Consider the following 21,585-nt stretch of genomic DNA (forward strand, 5'->3'; position numbering starts at 1 on the left):
ATGACAGCACGGTGACGGCTTGGGCAGCAGGCGGCGGGCATGCGACACTGCGCCATTGGCCCGCCGTTCCCGCACCATGGCCCCCGCCCCCGCCGATTCCAGCCAGCACACGCCCCTGATGCGCCAGTACTTCGCCGCCAAGGCGGAGCATCCGGACGTGCTGCTGTTCTTCCGCATGGGCGATTTCTACGAGATGTTCTACGACGACGCGCGCAAGGCGGCGCGGCTGCTGGACATCACCCTGACCCAGCGCGGGCAGTCGGCAGGCCAGCCGATCCCGATGGCGGGCGTGCCGCACCATGCCTACGAGGGCTATCTGGCGCGGCTGGTGGCGCTGGGCGAATCGGTGGCGATTTGCGAACAGATCGGCGATCCGGCGCTGGCCAAGGGCCTGGTGGAACGCAAGGTGGTGCGCATCGTCACCCCCGGCACCGTCACCGACGAGGCGCTGCTGGACGAGCGCCGCGACACGCTGCTGCTTGCGATCAGTCGCGGCAAGCATGGCTACGGACTGGCCTGGGCCGACCTCGCCAGCGGCCGCCTGCGCGCCAACGAAGTGGCGGGCGAGGATGCGCTGGAAGCCGAGCTGGCGCGCCTGCAGCCGGCGGAAACGCTGGTGCCCGACGAAGACGGCTGGCCGCAATGCGTGCAGGAAGCGCGCGGCCTGCGTCGGCGCGCGCCGTGGCTGTTCGACGCCGATTCCGGCCGCCGGCAACTGCTGCAATTCTTCGGCGTGCACGACCTCACCGCCTTCGGCATCGACGACCGGCCGCTGGCCATCGCCGCCGCCGCCGCGCTGCTGGACTACGTCGAGGAAACCCAGAAGCAGCGCCTGCCGCACCTGCGCGCCATCGCGCTGGAAACCAGCGATGAGGCCATCGCCATGAACGCGGCCACGCGCCGCCATCTGGAACTGGATTCGCGCATCGACGGCGACGTCAAGGCCACCCTGCTGGGCGTGCTGGATTCCACCGTCAGCCCGATGGGCGGCCGCCTGCTGCGGCGCTGGCTGCACCGTCCTCTGCGCGACCGGCGCACGCTCGGCGAGCGCCACCACGCGGTGCAGACGCTGATCGACGCGCGCGCCGACGACACGCTGCGCGAGTCCTTCCGCAGCCTCGGCGACATGGAGCGCATCCTCTCGCGGGTGGCGCTGCGCAGCGCGCGGCCGCGCGATCTGTCCACCCTGCGCGACGGCCTTGCGCTGCTGCCCGCCGTGCGCGAGATCCTCGCCCCGCTGGATTCCCCGCGCCTGCAAACCCTGCATACCGAACTCGGCGAACACGACGCCACCGCCCACCACCTGCGCACCGCCATCGTCGCCCAGCCGCCGCTGCTGGCACGCGACGGCGGCGTGATCGCGGACGGCTTCGACGTGGAGCTGGACGAGTTGCGCCAGCTTTCCACCAACGCCGACCAGTTCCTGATCGACCTCGAAGCGCGCGAGCGCGAAACCACCGGCATCCCGACCCTGAAAGTCGGCTACAACCGCGTCCACGGCTACTACATCGAAATCAGCAAGGGCCAGAGCGACAAGGCCCCCGTGCATTACACGCGACGACAAACCCTGACCGGCGCCGAGCGCTACATCACCGAGGAGCTGAAAGGCTTCGAGGACAAGGTGCTGTCCGCGCGCGAACGCGCGCTGGCGCGCGAGAAGCTGCTGTACGAGGGCCTGCTCGACGTGCTCAACGAAGTGCTGGAGCCACTGCGCCGCTGCGCGCTGGCGCTGTCCGAACTGGACGTGCTGGCCGGCTTCGCCGAACGCGCGCAGGCGCTGGACTGGAACCTGCCGACGCTGCGTGAGGAGCCCGGCATCCACATCGAACGCGGCCGCCATCCGGTGGTGGAAGCGCTGCGCGACGCGCCGTTCGAGCCGAACGATCTTGTCTTCGACGACGCGACCCGGATGTACATCATCACCGGCCCGAACATGGGCGGCAAGAGCACCTTCATGCGCCAGAACGCGCTGATCGTACTGCTGGCCTGCATCGGCAGCTTCGTGCCGGCGGCGAAGGCGACCCTCGGCCCGATCGACCGCATCCTCACCCGCATCGGCGCCGGTGACGACCTGGCCCGCGGGCAATCGACCTTCATGGTGGAAATGAGCGAAACCGCCTACATCCTCCACCACGCCACCGAACAATCGCTGGTATTGATGGATGAAATCGGTCGCGGCACCTCCACCTACGATGGCCTCGCGCTGGCCGACGCGGTAGCGCGCCAGCTGGCCGCCGGCAACCGCAGCTACACCCTGTTCGCAACCCACTATTTCGAACTGACGGCCCTGGCCGAACCGGGCAGCGGAATCGCGAACCTGCATCTGGATGCGGTCGAGCACGGCGACGCGCTGGTGTTCATGCACGCCGTGAAACCCGGCCCTGCCAACCGCAGCTTTGGCCTGCAGGTCGCGGCACTGGCTGGCCTGCCCAAAGCCGCGCTGCAACAGGCGCGTGCGCGATTGGCGGAACTGGAATCGCAGAACCGCGACGCACCGCAGGTCTCGATGAGCGCACCGGCGCTGGATGCGCCGCAACAATTCGGCCTGTTCGCCACGCAGTCCGCCGCGCTGGACGCACTGGCCGGCCTCGACCCGGACGACCTCACCCCGAAACAGGCGCTGGAAGCGCTGTACCGGCTGAAGGCGCTGACGTGAAACCAGCGCTGCAGGTGCGCGTGGAGGCGCTGCTGACCGGCACGGCCAGACCCTACACGCGCCCCGGCTCACGCAGCGGCATCGACAAGCAGCCGCGCACGGACAGCGTGCAGCTCGGTGCACTCGGATTCGAGGGTGACGAGCAGGGCGATCCGCGCGTGCACGGCGGGCCGGACAAGGCCGTGCATCACTATGCCTTCGAGCATTACCCGGCCTGGCGCCGCGAACTGGGCAACCTGCCGGTGCTGCAACAGCCCGGCGCATTCGGCGAAAACCTCAGCACGCAAGGCCTGACCGAGGCCGATGTCTGCCTGGGCGACCGCTTCGCACTCGGCGATGCGCTGCTGGAAGTCAGTCAGGGCAGGCAGCCGTGCTGGAAACTCAACGATCGCTTCGACCTGCCGGACATGGCCCGCCGCGTGCAGGCCAGCGGCCGCACCGGCTGGTACTACCGCGTGCTGCAACCCGGCCGTGTCCAACGCGGCGACAGCCTGCGCCTGTTCGAGCGGGCCCATCCCGATTGGCCACTCACCCGGCTGGCCCGGCTGATTTACGACCGCGTTCTGGACCCAGTCCTGCTGGAGCCCGCGTTGGCGCTGCCACTGGTGGCTTCGTGGCGAAAGCTGTTTGAACGGCGACTGCAGCTGGGCAGCATCGAGCATTGGAGCAAACGGATCGACGGACCGGAACGGGAGTGATTCCGTTTTTTCCAGCCGTTTGACCGTCCATTTCCGCCATCCATCGCCCACGGCCGTCCCCGGCCCGGTCTGGATGGCTTCCGGCCGCGACTGGCGTTTATCATGCCCGGGCACTCGCGGGGCAAGCACCGGGGGCGTGCCCGTGGATGTCCGCGGCGCGAACACCGTTTCGACTCGGACGGGGAAATGCACTTGAACAACTGGTTTTCCGCACTGTTTTACAGGCTGTTCTCGCGCGGGGCGGCGCGCCCGGGGCGGCCGGCACTGGCGGGTGACGTCGATCAGGAAATGCGCGAAGTCTTCCTGGGCGAGCTCGAAGACATCATCAAGAACGTCGAAAAGGCGCTGGCGGCCTGGCGCGAGGATTTCGCCAACCCGGCCCACACCCGGTCGATGGTGCGCGCCTTTCACACCCTCAAAGGCTCGGCGCCGGTGATTGGCGCCACTCAACTTGCGGATCTCGGCCGCGCCGCGGAAGCCACCGCCAAGCGTGCCGGCCGCAAGCGCAACCCCGAGCTGCACCAGATCGCCGCGCTGGAAGCCGCGGTGGCGCTGCTGCCGAAGTGGCTGCACGCGATGCGCAACGGCCTGCCGATTCCCGATGACACCCGCAGCGTGATCAGCGCGCTGCAGCGCGCGGCCAGTTGATCGCACCGGTCGCGGCCGCGCCGGCCGCGGTTCGGGCTGTCGCTCAGGCCATCGCCTGCGCGAGGTCGTCCCAGAGGTCTTCCACGTCCTCCAGCCCCGCCGACATCCGCAGCAGGCCCGGGGTGATGCCGGTGGCCAGCTTCACGTCGTCGGGCACCATCCGGTGGGTCAACCCGGCCGGATGCTGAATCAGGGTATCCACCGAGCCCAGGCTCACCGCCGAGGTCATCACCTTCACCCGCGACATGACCTTGGCCGCCGCCTCGTGGCCACCCCTCATGTCGAACGAGAGCAGTGAGCCGGGGCCGGACATCTGGGTGCCGACCAGATGCGCGTTGGGCGCATCGGCCAGGCCGGGGTAATGCACCTTGGCCACCGCCGGATGCTCGGCAAGGCGCTGCGCCAGCACCTGGGCGTTGGCCTGCGCGGCTTCCACCCGCAGCTTCAGCGTCGGCAGTCCGCGGTGCAGCAGGTAGGCCGCCAGCGGGTGCAGCAGGGCGCCGGTGGCCGCGCGCATGGTGCGCAGCGGGTGGGCGCGCTCCTCGCTGCAGCACACCACCCCGGCGATCACGTCGCCGTGGCCACCGAGGAACTTGGTGGCGCTGTGCCAGACGTAGGCCGCGCCCAGTGCGATCGGGCGTTGCAGCACCGGGGTGGCGAAGGTCGAATCCACCGCCACCGGCACCTTGCCCGCGGCGGCAACGGCGGCGCGGATGTCGATCAGGTTCAAGGTGGGGTTGGACGGCGTTTCGATGATGACCAGCGCGGTGTCGGGGCGCAGATGCGCGGCGATCTGGCCGGCGTCGGTGATGAACTCGGCCTGCATCCCGCAGATGCCGCTTTCCAGCAGATGATCGGATGTGCCATACAGCGGTCGCACCACCAGCACGTGCTTGCCGTGCTGGGCGCGGTCCATCAGCAGCGCGGTCAGCGCGGCCATGCCCGAGCCGTAGGCCACACAGGCTTCGCTGCCTTCCAGCGCGGCAATGCCGTTTTCGGCGCGCGCCACGGTCGGATTGTGCAGGCGCGCATAGATCGGGTTGGCCGCGTCGGCAGCGCCGCCGATCAGGGCGTCGAAGCTGGCGCTGCCGGTGTCGAGGTCGGCGATCGGATAGGTGGTCGACAGGTCCAGCGGCGGCGCGTGCACGCACAGCTTGCCGAAGTCTTCGCGGCCGGCGTGGACGGCGGTGGTCTGGAAACGGGTCATGGCGCACTCCGATCGACGGGAAACCCTTATGCTAGAACGTCGTTCGGTACAAGGCCATCACATCGAACGATATTTCGATATCAGCGGATAATTCCATGCTCGACCGAACCGACTACGCCCTGCTGCGCCTGCTGCGGAAGAATGCTCGGCTGTCCAACAAGGATCTCGCCGCGCGCGTCGGGATCGCGCCGTCCACCGCGCTGGAGCGAGTGCGCCGGATGCATGCGGACAAGGTGCTGCTGGGCTACCACGCCGAGATCGCGCCCGCGGCCATCGGGGTCGGCCTGCAAGCGATGGTGTCGGTGCGGCTGGCGCGGCATTCACGCACGCTGGTGGACGGCTTCCACGCGCATCTGCTGGCCCTGCCGGAAGTGCTGGCCTGCTACCACGTCGCCGGTGCCGACGATTTCCTGGTCCACGTCGGCGTACGTGACAGCGACCACCTGCGCAACTTCACCCTCACCGCCTTCACCGAGCGCGATGAAGTGGCGCACATCGAAACGCGGCTGATCTTCGAATACCAGCGCAACGTCGAGCTGCCGCTGCGCCCCGGGGCGGAATGACGCCCAAACTTGTTGCACTGGCCGCGCCGACACGACGTCGCATAATCGGAGTTTCCCCTGCTGCGGCACATCCCCATGAACGATCCAGCCAATCTCGAATTCACGCCCGAGGCCATGCGCACGATGGGCCATGCGGTGGTCGATCGCGCGGTGGCGCATATCGACGCGCTCGGCGAGGCGCCTTCCAACGGTGATTTCGACGGCATCGAGGCCCTGTGCGAAGCGCTGCGCGAACCCGAGCCGCTGGACGGCAGTCCGCTGGATGCCCTGCTTGATCCCTTGTTCGAGCAGTGGATCCCGCGCTCGTTCGGCACGCCCGGCCCCGGCTATCTGGCTTATATCCCCGGCGGCGGCATTTATCCTGCTGCGCTGGCTGATTTCATCGCCGACACCTGCAATCGCTACACCGGCATCTGGCAGGCGGCCCCGGCGCTGGTCCAGCTGGAAGCCAACGCGCTGGACTGGATGCGCGAATGGATGCAGATGCCCGCCAGCACCCGCGGCGTGTTCACCACCGGCGGTTCGATGGCGATGTTCAACGCCATTGCCGCCGCCCGCGAGCAGCGCCTGGGCACCGATATTCGCGCCGGTGTGCTGTACGTGTCCTCGCAATCGCACCACTCCATCACCAAGGCCGCGCGGCTGGCCGGCATTGCCCACGACCGCGTGCGCACCATTGCGGTCGATGCGCAGTTCCGCATGCGCGTGGACGCTCTGGAAGCGGCGATCGCCGCCGACCGCGCCGCCGGGCTGAAACCGTTCATGGTGTTTTCCACCGCCGGCACCACCAATACCGGCGCGGTGGATCCGATCGACGCGGTGGCCGACCTGTGCGCGCGCGAGGGCCTGTGGCACCACGTCGACGGCGCCTATGGCGCGTTCTTCCACATGGTGCCGGAGCTGCGGCCGCTGCTGGCCGGCCTGCCGCGCGCCGACTCGCTGACTCTGGACCCACACAAGGGCCTGTTCCTGCCCTACGGCACCGGCGCGCTGCTGGTGCGCGACGGCGAAGCGCTGCGCGCGCTGCACGCCTCCGAGGCCGGCTATCTGCCCAGCAACCAGAACACCTTCTACGATCCGGCCCAGTACGGCCCCGACCTGTCGCGCGGCTTCCCGGGATTGCGGGTGTGGCTGACGATGAAACTGCTGGGCACCGACCGCTACCGCGCGGCACTCTCGGAAAAGCGCGGCCTGGCCATCTGGGCCGCCGGCGAAGTGGGCAAAATCCCCGGCATCGTGATGGACGCACCGCCGCAGCTGTCGCTGTTCGCCTTCCACCTGGAACATCCCACGCTGCCGACGCTGGACGCGCAAAACGCGGCCACCCGCGCGCTGATGGAGCGCGTGACGGCACGCGGCCGGGTGATGGTGACCGGCGCTCAGGTCGGCGAGCGTTTCCTCGGCCGCGTCTGCGTGCTCAGCTTCCGCACCCGGCGCGCGCAGATGGAGGCCTGCGTTGAGGATATCGCCGCGGTTGCCGCCGAGCTTCTCGCCAGCTGAAGCAAGGCCCGGCGCCACCGCCGCAGCTCACCTGGCAAGCAGCGATGCCGTTTTGACGCGGCGCCAACACCGCTGCGCCCAGATTGGTGGAGCGGTGCACCGTGCGTGCACCTTCCACCCCGATGGGAGAGCAAGTCATGGCAGAGGTTCTGGGTCCGCAGCGTTTGGGTCCGCTGACGCGGTTCGTGGGCGATTGGGAAGGCGATGTCGGCGTCGATCTGTCCTACCACAACAAGGACGATGAAACCGGACAGACCAGCTACTTCGAAAAAGCCTGGTTCCACCCGATCCCGATGCAGGAAAACGGCCAGCAGCAGCTGGAAGGGCTGAAGTACGGCATGGTGGCCTGGCGCCACGGCGAGGAGGCGATGGAGCCCTTCCACGACGAGGTCGGCTATCTGCTGTGGGACAAGCAGCGCGGCCAGGTGATGCGCGCGGTGGTGTTTGGGCGCGGGATCGCGGTCCTCGCCGGCAGCAGCGCCGGCCCGCGCGACCGCACGCTGCATTTCAATTCCCGCCCCGGCAATCCCGACTACGGCATCCTGCAGAACAAATACCTGCTGGAACGCGCCGAACTGCGCAGCTTCGACAGCACCTTCACTTTCAACGACGACGGAACGCTGAGCTATACCTCGGATCTGGTGCTGAAGCTGGCGGCGCAGGGCGGCAAGGAGATGCACCACACCGACCGCAACACGCTGCGCCTGGTCAAGCGCATCCATCCGGGCAGCGACAACGCCTGAATCATTACAGCGCGTCCAGGTCACCGAGGGCGCGAATCAGCCGGCGCGCGCGCTTGTCCGGGCGCGTGGCCGGTGGCTGGTAACCGGCGCGTTCGGCGGCTCGCTGGGCCCGCGCTTGTTCGCGGGCGACTCTGGATGCTTCGGATTCCCGATACAAGGCTTGGGCAACGCTGGCCGAACCGCGCGTGCTGGACAGCACCAGCACTTCGATTTCGAAGCGCTCGCCGGCACGTTCGATCAACATGGCATCACCGACGATGACGAGGCGCGACGGCTTGGCTGGTTGGCCCGCCAGCGCGATCTTGCCGGTTTCGATGGCGTGCTTGGCCAGAGCGCGGGTCTTGAAGAAACGCGCGGCCCACAGCCACAGATCGAGGCGCACGCCAGCGACGGATGGGTTTGCTTGCGGCATCGACGCTTCCGGCCTTGAAACGCAAACGGCCACCCGGGGGTGGCCGTCGTGCGCATCCGGATCCTGCGGCTTACTCGGAAGCCGCTTCGGCGGCGGCCTTGGCGCGCGCCTTGGCATTGCCGGCGAGGTCTTCCTTGATGCGCGCCTTCTTGCCTTCCAGACCACGCAGGTAGTACAACTTGCTGGCGCGCACGGCGCCGCGACGCTTGACCTCGACCGAATCGATCGCGGCACTGTGGGTCTGGAACACGCGCTCGACGCCGAAGCCGTGGGAAATCTTGCGCACGGTGAAGGCGGAATTCAGGCCGGCATTCTTGATGCCGATCACGACGCCTTCATAGGCCTGCACGCGCTCGCGGTTGCCTTCCTTGACCTTGACGTTGACGATGACGGTATCGCCGGGGCCGAAGTCGGGCAGCGTGCGCGAAACCTGGGCAGCTTCGAAATTCTGGACGAGGGTGTGGATCGAGGGCTTGTTCATGGGATCAACCTGTGGAGTCGTTTGCGTGGCGAGCACGCGCCTGTTGGATGTTGTTGTTGCGCGAGTGCACGTGGACCCGCGTCATGGCACTGGTGAAGCTGTTCAGGGCATGGCCTAGCCGCGCATTGTAGCGGGTTTTGCAGGCATGCGCTGGAACCCGGCAACAGAACCCGGCATCCACCGGATTGCGCGGCTCAGGCCGGCTCGCCTGAATTGGTGCCCGGTGCGGCCTGCATGGCCAGGAATTCCGCCAGCAATGCCCGGTCCTGCTTCGACAGCGCGGCTTCTTCCAGCAAATCCGGGCGCCGCAGCCAGGTCCGCCCCAAGGCCTGCATCCGCCGCCAGCGCGCGATCTGGGCGTGGTTGCCGGACAGCAGCACCTCGGGCACCGCGCCCAGCGCGTGCTCAACCGGGCGGGTGTAATGCGGGCAGTCGAGCAGGCCATCGGCACCGAAGCTGTCTTGCTCGGCCGATTGCGCGTCATTGAGCGCGCCGTCCTGCAGGCGCGCCACCGCATCGATCAGCACCGCCGCCGCCAGCTCGCCGCCGGACAGCACGTAGTCGCCGATCGAGAGCTCCTCATCCACTTCGGCCTGCAGCAGACGCTCGTCCACGCCTTCATAGCGCCCGCACAGAAGGATCAGGCGTGGCGCGCTCGCCAAGGCACGCACCCTGGCCTGATCCAGTCGCCGCCCCTGCGGGCTGAGGTAAATGACGGATGCCGGCGCAGGATCGGCCGCTCGCACGGCTTGCAGCGCGGCGCGCAGCGGTTCGATCAGCATCACCATGCCAGGACCGCCGCCGAACGGGCGATCGTCCACGCGCCGGTAATTGCCTTCGGCGTAGTCGCGCGGATTCCAGCCGTGGATATCAATCAACCCGCGCTCGCCCGCCCGCCCGACCACACCGTGGCCGGCGAGGCTGGCCACGAAGTCTGGAAACAGGCTGATGAGGTCGATGCGCATGGCCCCTCCGAAATGCAATGGCGGCTTGTCTGTGGGAGCGCACCGCAGGAGTACGATTGAAGCTCCGCGGGAAACAGCTTTCGCGCCCCTGCGGTGCGCTCCCACAATGCCCAGATCCGTCAGAAATCCGCGTCCCAATCAACCCGGATGGTGCCCGCATCGAAATCCACTTCGTGAACGTATTCCGGCTGCACGAACGGAATCATCCGTTCGCGCTCGCCGATGACGACCAGCACCAGATTGGCACCGGTATCGAACAGATGCGAGACGGTGCCGAAAGCAACGCCCTCCAGATTGACGACGCGCAGGCCTTCCAGATCGACCCAGTAATACTCACCGGGTGAAGGCGGCGGCAGCGCCGAACGTGGCACCAGCACCTCGAACCCGCGCAGCGCCTCGGCACCGTCGCGATCGGCAACCCCCGGCACGGTGGCGACCAGGCCCTTGCCGCCGACGCGCACGCGCACGCCGGCGACACTGAGCGCATCGCCACGCGCATCACGCAGGATCCAGGGTTGATAGCGGGCGATGGCCGGCGCGGGATCGGTGAAGCTTTCCAACTTCACTTCACCGCGCACGCCGAACGCACCGTGCAGGCGACCGACGGTGATCAACCGCTGGCCGGCATCCGGTGCGTTCATGTCCACTGCCTGCGGTTCCGGCGGGAATCGCCGGAGCCAGCCGGGTCAGGCCGCCTGCGCGGCCTGCTTGTACAGGTCGGCGACCTTGTCGGACAGCTGGGCGCCGCGGTCGAGCCAGAACTTCACGCGCTCGGCATCGAGCTGGACGCGCTGTTCGCCGCCCTGCGCCACCGGGTTGTAGAACCCGACGCGCTCGATGTTGCGGCCATCGCGCGCGCTGCGGCTGTCGGTGACGATGATGTGGTAGAAGGGGCGCTTCTTGGCGCCGCCGCGGGTGAGGCGGATCTTGACCATGGTTGTACTGCCATCCAGCGGTCGGAATGACCGGGTAAGCCGATAAGTATAGCTGTGATTGCCACGACAACCAAGGGACAGGGGCACGCGGCCCCACGCCCCGGTTCCGTCTCTCTGAGCCAGCGTTCGCCACATGACCCGGCCCGGCCACCCCGGTACCTAGGTGGAATCGACAGTCAGACGGTCACGCCCGGACGCCTTGCTGCCGTACAGTGCCGCATCGGCGCGGCGCAGCAGGTCTTCGGGGGGCTCCCCTTCGCGTGCCACTGCGGCGCCAATGCTGACGGTCATGGCACGCTGGGGCCAGGCATGCCCTCGGAATGCATCAAGGATGCGCTGCCCTGCCAGCTGCGCCTGCCTTTCGCCGCCTTCCGGGAGCAGGATCACGAACTCCTCGCCACCATAGCGCGCCGCCATGTCCTGCGAACGCATGACCGTGCGCAATATTCGCCCAGCCTCGCGCAGGACATCGTCACCGGCTTGGTGCCCGAAACTGTCGTTGAAATCCTTGAAACGATCCAGGTCGAGCATCAGCAGCGAAAATTCACCCGGCCTGCGCTTTGAATTGGACAGCGCAGCGTCGAACGCACGTCGATTGGCAAGCCCGGTCAACCCATCGCTGTGGGCATCTTGGCGCAGCAAAACCTCCACGCGCCGCTGGCGTTCCACCCGATCCAGCAGGAATCCGACCCAGACGATCATGGTCGCCACTGCGCCCCCGGCAACGACCGATGCCAGCGCAAGTGACAGTGACTCCGACATGCCGAGCCACTCACGTCCGGCCCGGAGGGCGAATGTCATCAGCGACGGCAGCAGCAGCGACGGCAGGATCAATCGTCGCGCGAACGCCCCGCCAAGGCTGTCCGCCACGGCGACCCGGGTCATCCCGGTCGTCGGCACCGACGACAGCCAGCCCAGCACCAGCAGCAGTTGCATCGCGGCAGTGAGGATCGGCAGTTTCTCCAGCAGGGCCAACCCGTCGCCTGCCAAGACCTGGCCATAGGTCGCGGCGGATGCCAATACGCTGGCAATGACAGCCAGTGCAGCCGCTTCACGCAGCCACAGCGCCCGCTTTGCCACAACCAACAGGCCCACGCCGGCGAGCAGGAGATAGGAAAGCGTCGCAAGCCCGGTCATGTGCGCCGAAGGGCGACCCGCATAGTCCGGGAAACTGACATCCAGCCAGTGCGATTGTGCGTGGGTGGGCTCGGTCGCATGCAGCCATAGCTCATGCCCCCCCAGCAGAGCAACCATCAGCGACATGGCCATGCTGGCGGCAGGAAATCTGCCAGCCAACAGCAACGCACTGCCCGCAAACACGCAGGCCAAGGCAGATGCGGCGTGCATCCCGGCTTGCACATGTGCAAACAAGTCTATCGGGCCAACCCCTGCCACCCACAAGGCCAACACCAGGATCCCGATTGCCAGGGCGACCCACCCGGCCACTCGTGAAAACACCACGAAACCGCGCACCACCGCCGCATTGAAGCGGATTCCGTTCTCTGCGGAGTGCGCCATCTGTGCCATTTCCTAACGGGAATGAGAACTAAGGTAATCCTTCACCGTGGTGCGGAACGCGATGTTGAAGCGGTTCCAGCCGTTGATGGCGATGATGGCCAGGGTCAGGTCCACCAGCTCCTTGTCGCTGAACTGGCGATGGGCGTCTTCCCACGCCGCATCCGACACGTCCTGAGTGTTCGCAACCCGCGTCACCTCTTCGGTCCAGGCCAGCGCGGCGCGTTCGCGCGGGGTGTAGCAATGGGCGTCGCGCCAGGCCGGCAGCAGGTACAGGCGCTGCTCGGTTTCGCCCTGCGCGCGGGCGTCCTTGGTGTGCATTTCCAGGCACCAGGCGCAGCCATTGATCTGCGAGGCGCGCGATTTGACCAATTCGAGCAGGGATTCCTCCAGACCCAGGTGGTGGATCTGCTGTTCGAGGTGAAGCATGGCTTTGAACGCTTCCGGGGAAGCGGTTTGGTAGGCAAGACGCTGGGACATCGGAACCTCCGTGAATGACGTCAGTGTTTCGGGAACAACTGTTGTAGCGCGTCGTAGCCGAAACTGGCGTCAAGGCCTGCGAATTCGCCGGTGGCACGCAGGGCTTGCGCCGTTTCCCGGGCCGCCGAATACGCCACCATGGCCAATCGCGTGGCGGTGCTGACGCGCGCCACGCCGAGCTGTTTCAGCGCCTCCAGCGACGACGACCCGGCGCGGGCGCCGACGTTGATCGGCGTCGGTACCGCGCGGCAGAAGCGCTCGATGAGCTCCGGGTCGGACAGCGCGATCGGATAGATGCCGTCTGCACCCGCGTCGATGTAGGCGCGGGCGCGCTGAACGGCCTCTTCGAAGAGCGCCGCCGCATCCATCCCGCCGACGATCCAATTGTCCACGCGGGCATTGATGAACACATCGACGCCCGCGGATGCGGCAGCGGCGCGGGCGGCGGCAATACGCGCGGCGGCGTCACCCACCGGCCGCAGCCAGGCGTGCTCCACGCCGTCTTCCAGATTCAGGCCCACCGCGCCGGTGTCCAGCAGCGCGCGCACGCTTTCGCCGACCTGTTGCGGCGTGGCACCGAAGCCCGCTTCGAAATCCACCGTGACGGGCACATTCACCACCCGCACCATCCGCCGCACCGCCGCGAGCAACTCGGCCAGCGCCAGCACTTCGCCATCGGCGTGACCCAGCGACCACGCCACCCCGCCGCTGGTGGTGGCGATGGCCGGATAGCCCAATGCCGCGAAGATCGCCGCGCTGCCGGCATCCCAGGCATTGGGCAGCAACAGCGGACGGGCACCGTGGTGCAGCGCCGCGAACCGCCGCGCCAGATCGTGCTGCGCCTGCGTCGTCTCGCCCATCAATGCATCGGCGGCATGCCGCCGCGCCCGCCCATCATCCCGGACAGGCCGCGCATCATGCCCTTCATGCCGCCGCGGCCGAGCTTGCCCATCATCTTTTCCATCTGCTGATACTGCTTCATCAGCTTGTTGATGTCGGCCGGGGTCAGCCCGGAACCGCGGGCGATGCGGGCGCGCCGCGAGCCGTTGAGGAGGTCGGGATTGCGGCGCTCCTTCTTGGTCATCGAATTGATGATCGCGATCATCCGCGGCATTTCCTTGCCGGTGACCTGCTGCTTGACCGATTCGGGCAGTTGCCCCATGCCCGGCAGCTTGTCCATCAGCCCGTGCAGGCCACCCATGTTCTGCATCTGCTCGAGTTGGTCGCGCATGTCGTTGAGGTCGAAGCGCTTGCCCTTGGCGACTTTCTCGGCCAGTTTCTGCGCCTTGTCCTTGTCGACCTGCGATTCCACCTGCTCGACCAGCGACAGCACATCGCCCATGTCGAGGATGCGGCCGGCGGCGCGCTCGGGGTGGAACACGTCGAGGCCATCGGGCTTTTCGCCGACGCCGATGAACTTGATCGGCTTGCCGGTGATGTAGCGCACCGACAGCGCCGCGCCGCCGCGCGCATCGCCGTCGGTCTTGGTCAGCACCACGCCGGTCAGCGGCAGCGCCTCGCCGAAATGCCTGGCGGTGACGGCGGCGTCCTGGCCGGTCATCGAATCGACCACGAACAGGGTCTCGACCGGATGCACGGCGGCGTGCAGGGCCTTGATCTCGGCCATCATGGCGTCGTCGATCGAGGTGCGGCCGGCGGTATCGACGATCAGCACGTCGGCGAAGGTCTTCTTCGCCTCGTCGATCGCCGCCCTGACGATGGCCTCGGGCTTCTGCGACGCCGCCGACGGGTAGAACACCACGCCGACCTGCCCGGCCAGCGTCTGCAGCTGCTCGATCGCGGCCGGACGGTAGACGTCGGCGGACACCACCATCACCTTCTTCTTGCGCTTGTCCTTCAGGTGCTTGGCCAGCTTGGCCACGGTGGTGGTCTTGCCGGCACCTTGCAGGCCCGCCATCAGGATGACGGCCGGCGCGGGCACGTTGAGGTTGAGCTCGGTGGCCTGCGACCCCATCACCGCCGCCAGTTCGTCGCGCACGATCCGCACCAGCACCTGGCCGGGGGTCAATGAACGCAGCACTTCCTGGCCCAGCGCACGCACCTTGATGCGCTGGATCAGGGCCTGCACCACCGGCAGCGCAACGTCGGCTTCGAGCAGGGCGATGCGCACTTCGCGCATGGCCTCGCTGATGTTGGATTCGGTCAGGCGGCCACGGCCGCGCAGGCGTTCGATCGTGCCGGACAGGCGTTGGGTCAGGGATTCAAACACGCGACGGGGCCACTCTTCGGACTGAGGACGGGAATTATAGGTGACCGCGAAAAACCCTGTTTGTCTCGCTGGGGCCCTCAACGAGCAACTTCAAGTCATTGAATACAAGAGCAATGGATTGGACAAACATGCGTTTGTCAGACGCGGCCTGCTTGCGCGGGAATGACGAGCGATGACCCGGTTTTTCGAGGTTCCCCATGGAGAACCCGGAGCATTCGCGACTGGCCTGGCGCCGGAGGGCCCCGGTCTGCCGTGGATGACTCGGCTGACTCGGCACCGGCGGCAGGCCCAGGCATCGGAAGGACCACGAACGGCAACGGCAAACCCCGGGGATCATTTCGACGAAGCAAGCCGCTAGACTGTCGGCACCAGCGCAGTAAGGAAGGGCCGGAATGACACAAGGCGGTTGGTTGGCAAAACTGCTCACGCTCGCTGCGGCGCTGCTGCTTGCGGCAACGCCCGCGCTAGCCGCCACCGCACCCGCCGGGCCGAAGCCGGCGCCAGTGACCGCACGGATCGCGGTGGCGGCAAACTTCGCCGACGTCGCCCGCCAGCTGGCCAGCGAGTACGGCCGGCAGAGCGGCCATCGGATCACGATCTCCTCCGCCTCGACCGGCAAGCTGTACGCGCAGATCCACAACGGTGCGCCGTTCGATGCGCTGCTGTCGGCTGATGCCTCGACGCCGCGCCTGCTGGTGAATGAAGGCCTCGCCGATGGCAGCACGGTGCAGGATTATGCCACCGGCCGACTGGTGCTGTGGAGCCGCGACCCGAACCTCGTTCGCAATGGCGAAGCCCTGCTGCGCCAAGGCAGCATCAGCAAACTCGCCATCGCCAATCCCGAACTGGCCCCCTACGGCGCGGCCGCCCGCGAGACCCTGCAATACCTGCGCCGCTGGACCGAATTGCAGCCGCGACTGGTGATCGGGGAGAACGTCGGCCAGGCGGCGCAGTTCGTCGCCAGCGGTGCCGCGCCGCTGGGCCTGTTGCCGGCCTCGCTGGTGCGCCCGGCACGCGGGCGGCCCACCGGCTCCGCGTGGGAAGTGCCGGCGGCGTGGCATGCGCCGATCGTGCAAAGTGCGGTGCTGCTGCGCCACGGGCGCGGCAATGCCGCCGCGCGCGGCTTCCTGCGCTACCTGCAAAGTCCGGCGGTGCGCGCCCGGATCCGCAGCCTCGGCTACGACTGAGCATTGCCGTGCCGCTTGACGCCGCCCCTCCGGCTTGGCTGATGGCCGCATGGGTGTCATTCAAGCTGGCCGGCCTGACCACCTTGATCCTGCTGGCCATCGGCACCCCGCTGGCGTGGTGGCTGGCGCGCACGCACTCGCGCTGGCGCGCACCCATCGGCGCGGTGGTGGCCCTGCCAATGGTATTGCCGCCGACCGTGCTCGGCTTCTACCTGCTGGTCGCGTTCGCACCGCAGGGGCCGATCGGCCAAGCCACGGCAGCGTTGGGCCTGAGTACGCTGGCCTTCACCTTCAACGGCCTGCTGCTGGCCTCGGTGCTGTATTCGCTGCCGTTCGTGGTGCAACCGCTGCAGGCGGGCTTCGCCGGCATTCCGCAAGCCACGCTCGACGCCGCCGCGACCCTGCGCGCCTCGCCGCTGGATCGCTTCTTCAGCGTGGCGCTGCCACTGGCACGCCCGTCCCTGCTCGCCGGCGCCCTGCTCGGCTTCGCCCACACCGTGGGTGAATTCGGGGTGGTGCTGATGGTGGGCGGCAATATCGAAGGCGAAACCCGGGTGCTGTCGGTGCTGCTCTACGATCAGGTCGAGGCCATGGCCTATGGCGACGCGCACCGGCTGGCGGCGGGTCTGCTGTTGTTCTCGTTCGCGCTGCTGCTGTTGATGCAATGCCTGGGCCGGCGCACGGCGATGGCCAATGACTGAGCGCGATTCAACCCTGGACATTGCGCTGCGGTTGAATCGCGGCACATTTCGGCTGGACGTGGATCTGCATTTGCCGACATGCGGGACGACCGTGGTGTTCGGCCCTTCCGGCTGCGGCAAGAGCACCCTGCTGCGTGCGGTCGCGGGACTGGAACCGGCGGCCAGCGGCGTGCTGCGGGTGGCCGGCCGCACCTGGCAGGACGCGACCACCCGCCTGCCCGCGCATCGGCGTGCGGTCGGCATGGTGTTCCAGCACAGCGCCCTGCTGCCGCATCTGCGCGTGCTGGACAACCTGCGCTACGGCTGGAAGCGCGCCGGCGCGCGTGCCGATTTGCTCGACAGATGGATCGATCGTTTGGCGCTCAAGCCCCTGCTGGCACGTAAACCCGACTCGCTGTCGGGCGGCGAACGCCAGCGGGTCGCGCTGGCCCGGGCGCTGGCCTGTGCGCCGGAAATCCTGCTGCTGGACGAACCCCTGAGCGCACTGGACGCGCCGCGCCGCGCCGAGATCCTGCCGTTCCTCGAAGCCGTCCGGCGTGAGGCGGGCATCCCGCTGCTGTACGTCACCCACGCGGTGGAAGAAGTGGCTCGGCTGGCCGATCACCTGGTGCTGCTCGACGCTGGCCGCGTCGTCGCCACCGGCGCGGCGCTGGACCTGCTCAACCGCCCCGACCTGCCGCTGGCGCTGCGCGACGATGCCGGCGTGGTGCTGGACGCCCACGTCATCGAGCGCGACCCATACGGGCTGTTGGCCCTGCAAACCGCCATCGGAACCCTGCACGCGCAGGGCGACGCGCACCCGCCGGGCACCGCGCTGCGCCTGCGCATCCTCGCCCGCGATGTCAGCCTGGCGCTGAGCCGGCACGAGGATTCCAGCCTGCTCAATCTGCTGGAAGTCCGCATTGTCGATCTGGTCGAATTGCCCGGCGGCCAGGTACAGGTGCGGCTGGAGGCTGCCGGCAACCCGCTGCTGGCGCGCATCTCGCACCGTTCACTGGAACGGCTGCAGCTGCAGCCGGGAATGGCGCTGTGGGCACAAATCAAGGCGGTGGCCCTGTTGCTGTGATGGTTTCCAGCGCACTCCCGATTGATCACGATCAAATCAGGGAGCGTCCGCAGGTTTAGTCTGGAAAGTCGCCCGCCCACCCGCCAGCCACCCGCCCGTCGCCATCCCATGTCCCAGTCAGACGCCACCTTGAAGCACGACGATGGATCGCTGCATGAACCCGCGCCGCAGGCGGGTCTGGCAAGCCTGTCGCCGGCCTATTTCGGCATGGTCATGGCCACCGGCATCGTCTCGCTGGCCGCGTGGATGCGCGGCTGGCCACGGCTGGCGGAATTCCTGTTCGCCCTGAATCTTGCGGTCTACGTGCTGCTGTGGGTGCTGTACCTGCTGCGGCTGTTCCGCCACCCGCGTAGCTTTCTCGGCGATTTGTTCGACCACCTGCTGGGCCCGGCCTTTTTCACCGTGGTCGCCGCCACCGGCGTTTTGGGCTCGCAGTTCCTGCTGCTGGACTCGGCGCTGCGCGCCAGCTGGATACTGTGGACGCTGGCGATCGCGCTGTGGCTGGTGCTGACCTACACCATTTTCACCGTGCTCACGGTCAAGGAAAACAAGCCCACGCTGGATCGCGGCATCAGCGGTGGCTGGCTGCTGGCGGTGGTAGCTACCCAGTCGCTGACCGTCCTGAGCGCGCTGCTGGCCGCGCGCACCGGGCAGCCGTGGAAGCTGGAGCTCAATTATTTCGCGCTGTCGATGTGGCTGTGGGGCGGGATGCTCTACATCTGGATGATGTCGCTGATCTTCTACCGCTACACCTTCTTCCGCTTCCAGCCGCACGATCTGTCGCCGCCGTACTGGATCAACATGGGCGCGATGGCCATCTCCACCCTGGCCGGCTCGTTGCTGATCCTCAACGCGGATGAAGCGCCGTTTTTGACCTCGGTGCTGCCCTTCATCAAGGGCTTCACGGTGTTCTACTGGGCCACCGGCACCTGGTGGATCCCGATGCTGCTGGTGCTGGGCGTCTGGCGCCACATCTACAAGCGCTTCCCGCTGCGCTACGACCCGCTGTACTGGGGCGCGGTGTTCCCGCTGGGCATGTACGCGGCCTGCACCCACCAGCTGGCACTGGCGATGAAACTGGATTTCCTCGACCCGATCCCGGACCTGTTCTTCGCCGCCGCGATCGTCGCCTGGACCGCCACCTTCCTCGGCGCCCTGCGGCGCGGCGCGCAATCGCTGCTGGCGCTGCGGGCTGCGGGCTGAGCGCGACGGTTCAGGCGCTTTCCCGACTACGCCTTCGCGCCGCGCTTGCGCGCCGCTTCCGCCGCCGCAGCCGCCGCCTGCGCGGCCTGCTGCGCGGCGTCGGCAGCAGCTTGGGCGTGGCGGGCGGCTTCCTGCGCGGCCATGATTTCCGGCAGGTCGGTGTCTGCAACCAGCTCCGGATGGCGGGCGCGGTTGGCGCGCAGGATGGCGAAGTGCATCCACAGCAGGTTGGTCAGGGCGATCGCAAACAGCAGCATGAAGCAGCTGGACCAGATGCCGACCAGATCGTTCATCACGCCGAAGGCGATCGGCAGGACGAAGCCGCCGAGGCCACCGATCATGCCGACCACGCCACCCACCGAACCGACGTGCTTGGGGTAGTAGGTCGGAATGTGCTTGAACACGGCGGCCATGCCCAGCGACATCACGAAGCCGAGGATGAACAGCACGATCGCGCGTTCCAGCATGGTCGGCGCGATGGTGAAGGCGATCGGCCCCTTGATGCCTTCGATCACGTAGTGGGTGTTCGGGTAGGACAGCAGGAACAGGCCGACCATGCACACCGAAAACGAGATGTACATGATCTTGCGGGCGCCGTAGCGGTCGGCCATGACGCCGCCGAAGGCGCGGAAGATGGTGGCCGGGAGGCCGAAACTGGCTGCCAGCATGCCGGCGGTGGCGATGTCGACCTTGTACACGCCCATGTAATAGCGCGGCAGCCACGAGGTCAGGGCGACGAAGCCGCCGAACACCAGGAAGTAGTACAGCGAGAACCGCCAGACCTGCAGGTTGCCCAGCGGGGCGAGGCGCTCCTTGAGTGAGGCCGGCTGGCCCGCGGTTGCGGGATCCTTCGGGGCCGGCTCGGCCAGCAGGTAGAACAGCACGGCGGTGACAAGGACTGCGGTGGCATAGACGTTGATCGCCTGGCGCCAGTCCATCACCGCCAGCAGCAGCGGTGCGCCGAAGCTGGTGACGGCGGCGCCGACGTTGCCCATGCCGAACAGGCCCAGCGCGGTGCCCTGCTTCTCGCGCGGGAACCAGGCCGACACATAGACCACGCCGATCGAGAAGGTGCCGCCGGCCAGCCCCAGCCCGAGGCCCAGCGCCAGCATCATCGGGTAGCTGCTTGCATGCGGCAAGGCATAGGCGAAGCCCGCCACCACCAGCATGGCCAGGGCAAACACCCGGCGCCCGCCGATCATTTCCGACCAGATCCCGAGGATCGGCCGGCTGATCGAGCCGGTCAGCACCGGGGTGGCCACCAGCAGGCCGAACTGGGTATCGGACAAGCCCAATTCTTCCTTGAGCTTCATGCCGATGATCGAAAAGACCACCCAGATGGCGAAGCAGACGCCGAAGGCAAAGGTGCTCAGCCACAGCGCCCGCTGGCGGCGTGCGTTGCTGATCTCGACGTGCTCTTGCATGGTCGCGTTTCCGTTTGTCATATTGCGGGGGCAGGAGGACGCGGCGTGCGGGAACTCGCTCAGCCGGCTTCCGCCTCGATTTCGGCCAGTCCACGCACCTCGAAGCGCTCCTGCAGGGTTTGCAGATAGAGCTGCAGCTCGCGCTGGCGCACTTGCAGTTCAAGGTAGTCCGAGATGCGCGCGCGGGCTTGATCGAACGCAAGCTTTTCGCCGGCGGCGATCGCATCCACGCACACCACGTGGTAGCCCCAGCGTGACTCCACCGGGAAGGCGGCAAGGCCTTCGCGCAGGCGGAACACCTGCCGATCGAACTCCGGCGTGGTCTGGCCGCGTTCCAGCCAGCCCAAGTCGCCGCCTTCTTCCTTCGAGGGGCAATCGGAATGGCGCAGCGCGAAGTCGGCGAACAGGTGCGGCTGCAATTTCAGCTCACCGATCATCTTTTCGGCGCGGGCGCGGGCATCGAAGCGGCCGTTGACATCATCGGCCGCGGCCCCGCACAGGATGTGGCGCAGGCGGATCCGGTCGGGCGCGTGGAAGCGCTCCGGATTCTGCTCGTAATAGCGCAGGCAGTCGTCTTCGCTGGGGACGCGGTTTTCCACCTCGCGTTCCAGCAGGACGCGGATGCAGGCTTCCTCGACCGCCTCGCCACCGCCAGCGTCCACTTCGTCCTGCAACCCGAGCCGTTCGACCTCGCGCCGCAGCAGTTCGCGCACCACCAAGGCACGCGCCGCATCGGCGCGTGATTGCTCGGGTTTCATCGCACGGTGGAACTGCATTTCCCGCGCAATTTCGGCTTCGCTGATGGCGGTGTCGCCCACCGACAGATAGCTCGGCGCCGCCTGCCCCAGCGTGCGCGGGCCCTCGCCCGCATCGTCGTGATGATGCGCGTGGGCTTCCTGCGCCACCGAATTGCCTGAATCGATGACGGTGATCGGCAGCTCGCGGCTGCCCGGCTTGCGCTCGCCCATGGT

The 21,585-nt window shown here is 67.5% G+C and carries 22 protein-coding genes; 10 read left to right on the forward strand and 12 right to left on the reverse strand.

The window, feature by feature from the left end; genetic code table 11:
* Positions 1-76: 76 nt before the first annotated feature.
* The 3 genes from mutS (at position 77) to M9902_RS00535 (ending at position 4,002) form a co-directional block, all read left to right on the forward strand.
* Entirely contained in the window at positions 77-2,656 is a 2,580-nt protein-coding gene (gene mutS, locus M9902_RS00525) for a DNA mismatch repair protein MutS (RefSeq protein WP_297220361.1), read from the forward strand.
* Positions 2,653-3,354 carry an MOSC domain-containing protein gene (locus M9902_RS00530; RefSeq protein ID WP_297220363.1) on the forward strand — a complete coding sequence of 234 codons (702 nt, stop codon included), beginning with the start codon at positions 2,653-2,655 and terminating at the stop codon, positions 3,352-3,354. Before mutS ends, M9902_RS00530 begins: the two co-directional genes overlap by 4 nt.
* A gap of 192 nt (positions 3,355-3,546) precedes the next feature.
* Complete coding sequence (locus M9902_RS00535) at positions 3,547-4,002, forward strand: Hpt domain-containing protein (protein ID WP_297220365.1); 456 nt, start codon at positions 3,547-3,549, stop codon at positions 4,000-4,002.
* Between the two features lie 43 nt (positions 4,003-4,045).
* Here M9902_RS00535 and M9902_RS00540 read toward each other — a convergent pair whose 3' ends face one another.
* Positions 4,046-5,209: an aminotransferase class I/II-fold pyridoxal phosphate-dependent enzyme gene (locus tag M9902_RS00540; protein ID WP_297174344.1), complete on the reverse strand. Its 1,164-nt coding sequence runs from the start codon at positions 5,207-5,209 to the stop codon at positions 4,046-4,048.
* A 95-nt stretch (positions 5,210-5,304) separates the two neighbouring features.
* Between M9902_RS00540 and M9902_RS00545 the strand changes: the two genes are divergently transcribed.
* From M9902_RS00545 to M9902_RS00555, 3 genes are all read left to right on the forward strand, one after another.
* Entirely contained in the window at positions 5,305-5,772 is a 468-nt protein-coding gene (locus M9902_RS00545) for an Lrp/AsnC family transcriptional regulator (RefSeq protein ID WP_297220367.1), read from the forward strand.
* A gap of 75 nt (positions 5,773-5,847) precedes the next feature.
* Entirely contained in the window at positions 5,848-7,272 is a 1,425-nt protein-coding gene (locus M9902_RS00550; RefSeq protein ID WP_297220369.1) for an aminotransferase class V-fold PLP-dependent enzyme, read from the forward strand.
* A gap of 137 nt (positions 7,273-7,409) precedes the next feature.
* The gene (locus M9902_RS00555; protein WP_297220371.1) at positions 7,410-8,015 is read left to right on the forward strand and encodes a heme-binding beta-barrel domain-containing protein; all 606 of its coding nucleotides are present in this window, start codon (positions 7,410-7,412) and stop codon (positions 8,013-8,015) included.
* 4 nt (positions 8,016-8,019) lie between these two features.
* On the opposite strand, the gene M9902_RS00560 is transcribed toward M9902_RS00555, so the two are convergent.
* From M9902_RS00560 to ffh, 9 genes are all read right to left on the reverse strand, one after another.
* Complete coding sequence (locus M9902_RS00560) at positions 8,020-8,427, reverse strand: RNA-binding S4 domain-containing protein (RefSeq protein ID WP_297220373.1); 408 nt, start codon at positions 8,425-8,427, stop codon at positions 8,020-8,022.
* A gap of 70 nt (positions 8,428-8,497) precedes the next feature.
* Complete coding sequence (gene rplS / locus M9902_RS00565) at positions 8,498-8,908, reverse strand: 50S ribosomal protein L19 (protein WP_297220375.1); 411 nt, start codon at positions 8,906-8,908, stop codon at positions 8,498-8,500.
* Positions 8,909-9,102: 194 nt separating this feature from the next.
* Entirely contained in the window at positions 9,103-9,873 is a 771-nt protein-coding gene (gene trmD, locus M9902_RS00570) for a tRNA (guanosine(37)-N1)-methyltransferase TrmD (protein ID WP_297220377.1), read from the reverse strand.
* 119 nt (positions 9,874-9,992) lie between these two features.
* Complete coding sequence (gene rimM / locus M9902_RS00575) at positions 9,993-10,514, reverse strand: ribosome maturation factor RimM (protein WP_297220379.1); 522 nt, start codon at positions 10,512-10,514, stop codon at positions 9,993-9,995.
* Positions 10,515-10,559: 45 nt separating this feature from the next.
* Positions 10,560-10,808, reverse strand: coding sequence for a 30S ribosomal protein S16 (gene rpsP, locus M9902_RS00580; protein ID WP_297220381.1), 249 nt, complete (start codon positions 10,806-10,808; stop codon positions 10,560-10,562).
* A gap of 159 nt (positions 10,809-10,967) precedes the next feature.
* A complete protein-coding gene (locus M9902_RS00585; RefSeq protein ID WP_297220383.1) occupies positions 10,968-12,326 on the reverse strand; it encodes a GGDEF domain-containing protein in 1,359 nt (452 codons plus the stop codon).
* 12 nt (positions 12,327-12,338) lie between these two features.
* Complete coding sequence (locus tag M9902_RS00590) at positions 12,339-12,803, reverse strand: carboxymuconolactone decarboxylase family protein (RefSeq protein WP_297220385.1); 465 nt, start codon at positions 12,801-12,803, stop codon at positions 12,339-12,341.
* 20 nt (positions 12,804-12,823) lie between these two features.
* On the reverse strand, positions 12,824-13,663 hold the full coding sequence (locus tag M9902_RS00595) for an isocitrate lyase/phosphoenolpyruvate mutase family protein (RefSeq protein WP_297220387.1): 840 nt from the start codon (positions 13,661-13,663) through the stop codon (positions 12,824-12,826).
* Complete coding sequence (gene ffh, locus M9902_RS00600) at positions 13,663-15,033, reverse strand: signal recognition particle protein (RefSeq protein ID WP_297220389.1); 1,371 nt, start codon at positions 15,031-15,033, stop codon at positions 13,663-13,665. The genes M9902_RS00595 and ffh overlap by 1 nt, the downstream gene beginning before the upstream one ends.
* 392 nt (positions 15,034-15,425) lie before the next feature.
* Between ffh and modA the strand changes: the two genes are divergently transcribed.
* From modA to M9902_RS00620, 4 genes are all read left to right on the forward strand, one after another.
* Complete coding sequence (gene modA, locus M9902_RS00605) at positions 15,426-16,220, forward strand: molybdate ABC transporter substrate-binding protein (RefSeq protein WP_297220391.1); 795 nt, start codon at positions 15,426-15,428, stop codon at positions 16,218-16,220.
* 8 nt (positions 16,221-16,228) lie between these two features.
* Positions 16,229-16,921: a molybdate ABC transporter permease subunit gene (gene modB / locus M9902_RS00610; RefSeq protein ID WP_297220393.1), complete on the forward strand. Its 693-nt coding sequence runs from the start codon at positions 16,229-16,231 to the stop codon at positions 16,919-16,921.
* Positions 16,914-17,987 carry a molybdenum ABC transporter ATP-binding protein gene (modC, locus tag M9902_RS00615; RefSeq protein WP_297220395.1) on the forward strand — a complete coding sequence of 358 codons (1,074 nt, stop codon included), beginning with the start codon at positions 16,914-16,916 and terminating at the stop codon, positions 17,985-17,987. The genes modB and modC overlap by 8 nt, the downstream gene beginning before the upstream one ends.
* A gap of 108 nt (positions 17,988-18,095) precedes the next feature.
* Entirely contained in the window at positions 18,096-19,190 is a 1,095-nt protein-coding gene (locus M9902_RS00620; protein WP_297220404.1) for a tellurite resistance/C4-dicarboxylate transporter family protein, read from the forward strand.
* A gap of 26 nt (positions 19,191-19,216) precedes the next feature.
* Here M9902_RS00620 and M9902_RS00625 read toward each other — a convergent pair whose 3' ends face one another.
* Both M9902_RS00625 and M9902_RS00630 read right to left on the reverse strand, forming a co-directional pair.
* Positions 19,217-20,614 carry an MFS transporter gene (locus M9902_RS00625; RefSeq protein ID WP_297174398.1) on the reverse strand — a complete coding sequence of 466 codons (1,398 nt, stop codon included), beginning with the start codon at positions 20,612-20,614 and terminating at the stop codon, positions 19,217-19,219.
* A 59-nt stretch (positions 20,615-20,673) separates the two neighbouring features.
* Entirely contained in the window at positions 20,674-21,582 is a 909-nt protein-coding gene (locus M9902_RS00630) for a peptidylprolyl isomerase (protein ID WP_297174401.1), read from the reverse strand.
* Between the last annotated feature and the right edge of the window lie 3 nt (positions 21,583-21,585).

The sequence above is a fragment of the Thermomonas sp. genome (genome assembly GCF_023953935.1).
Lineage (GTDB): Bacteria > Pseudomonadota > Gammaproteobacteria > Xanthomonadales > Xanthomonadaceae > Thermomonas.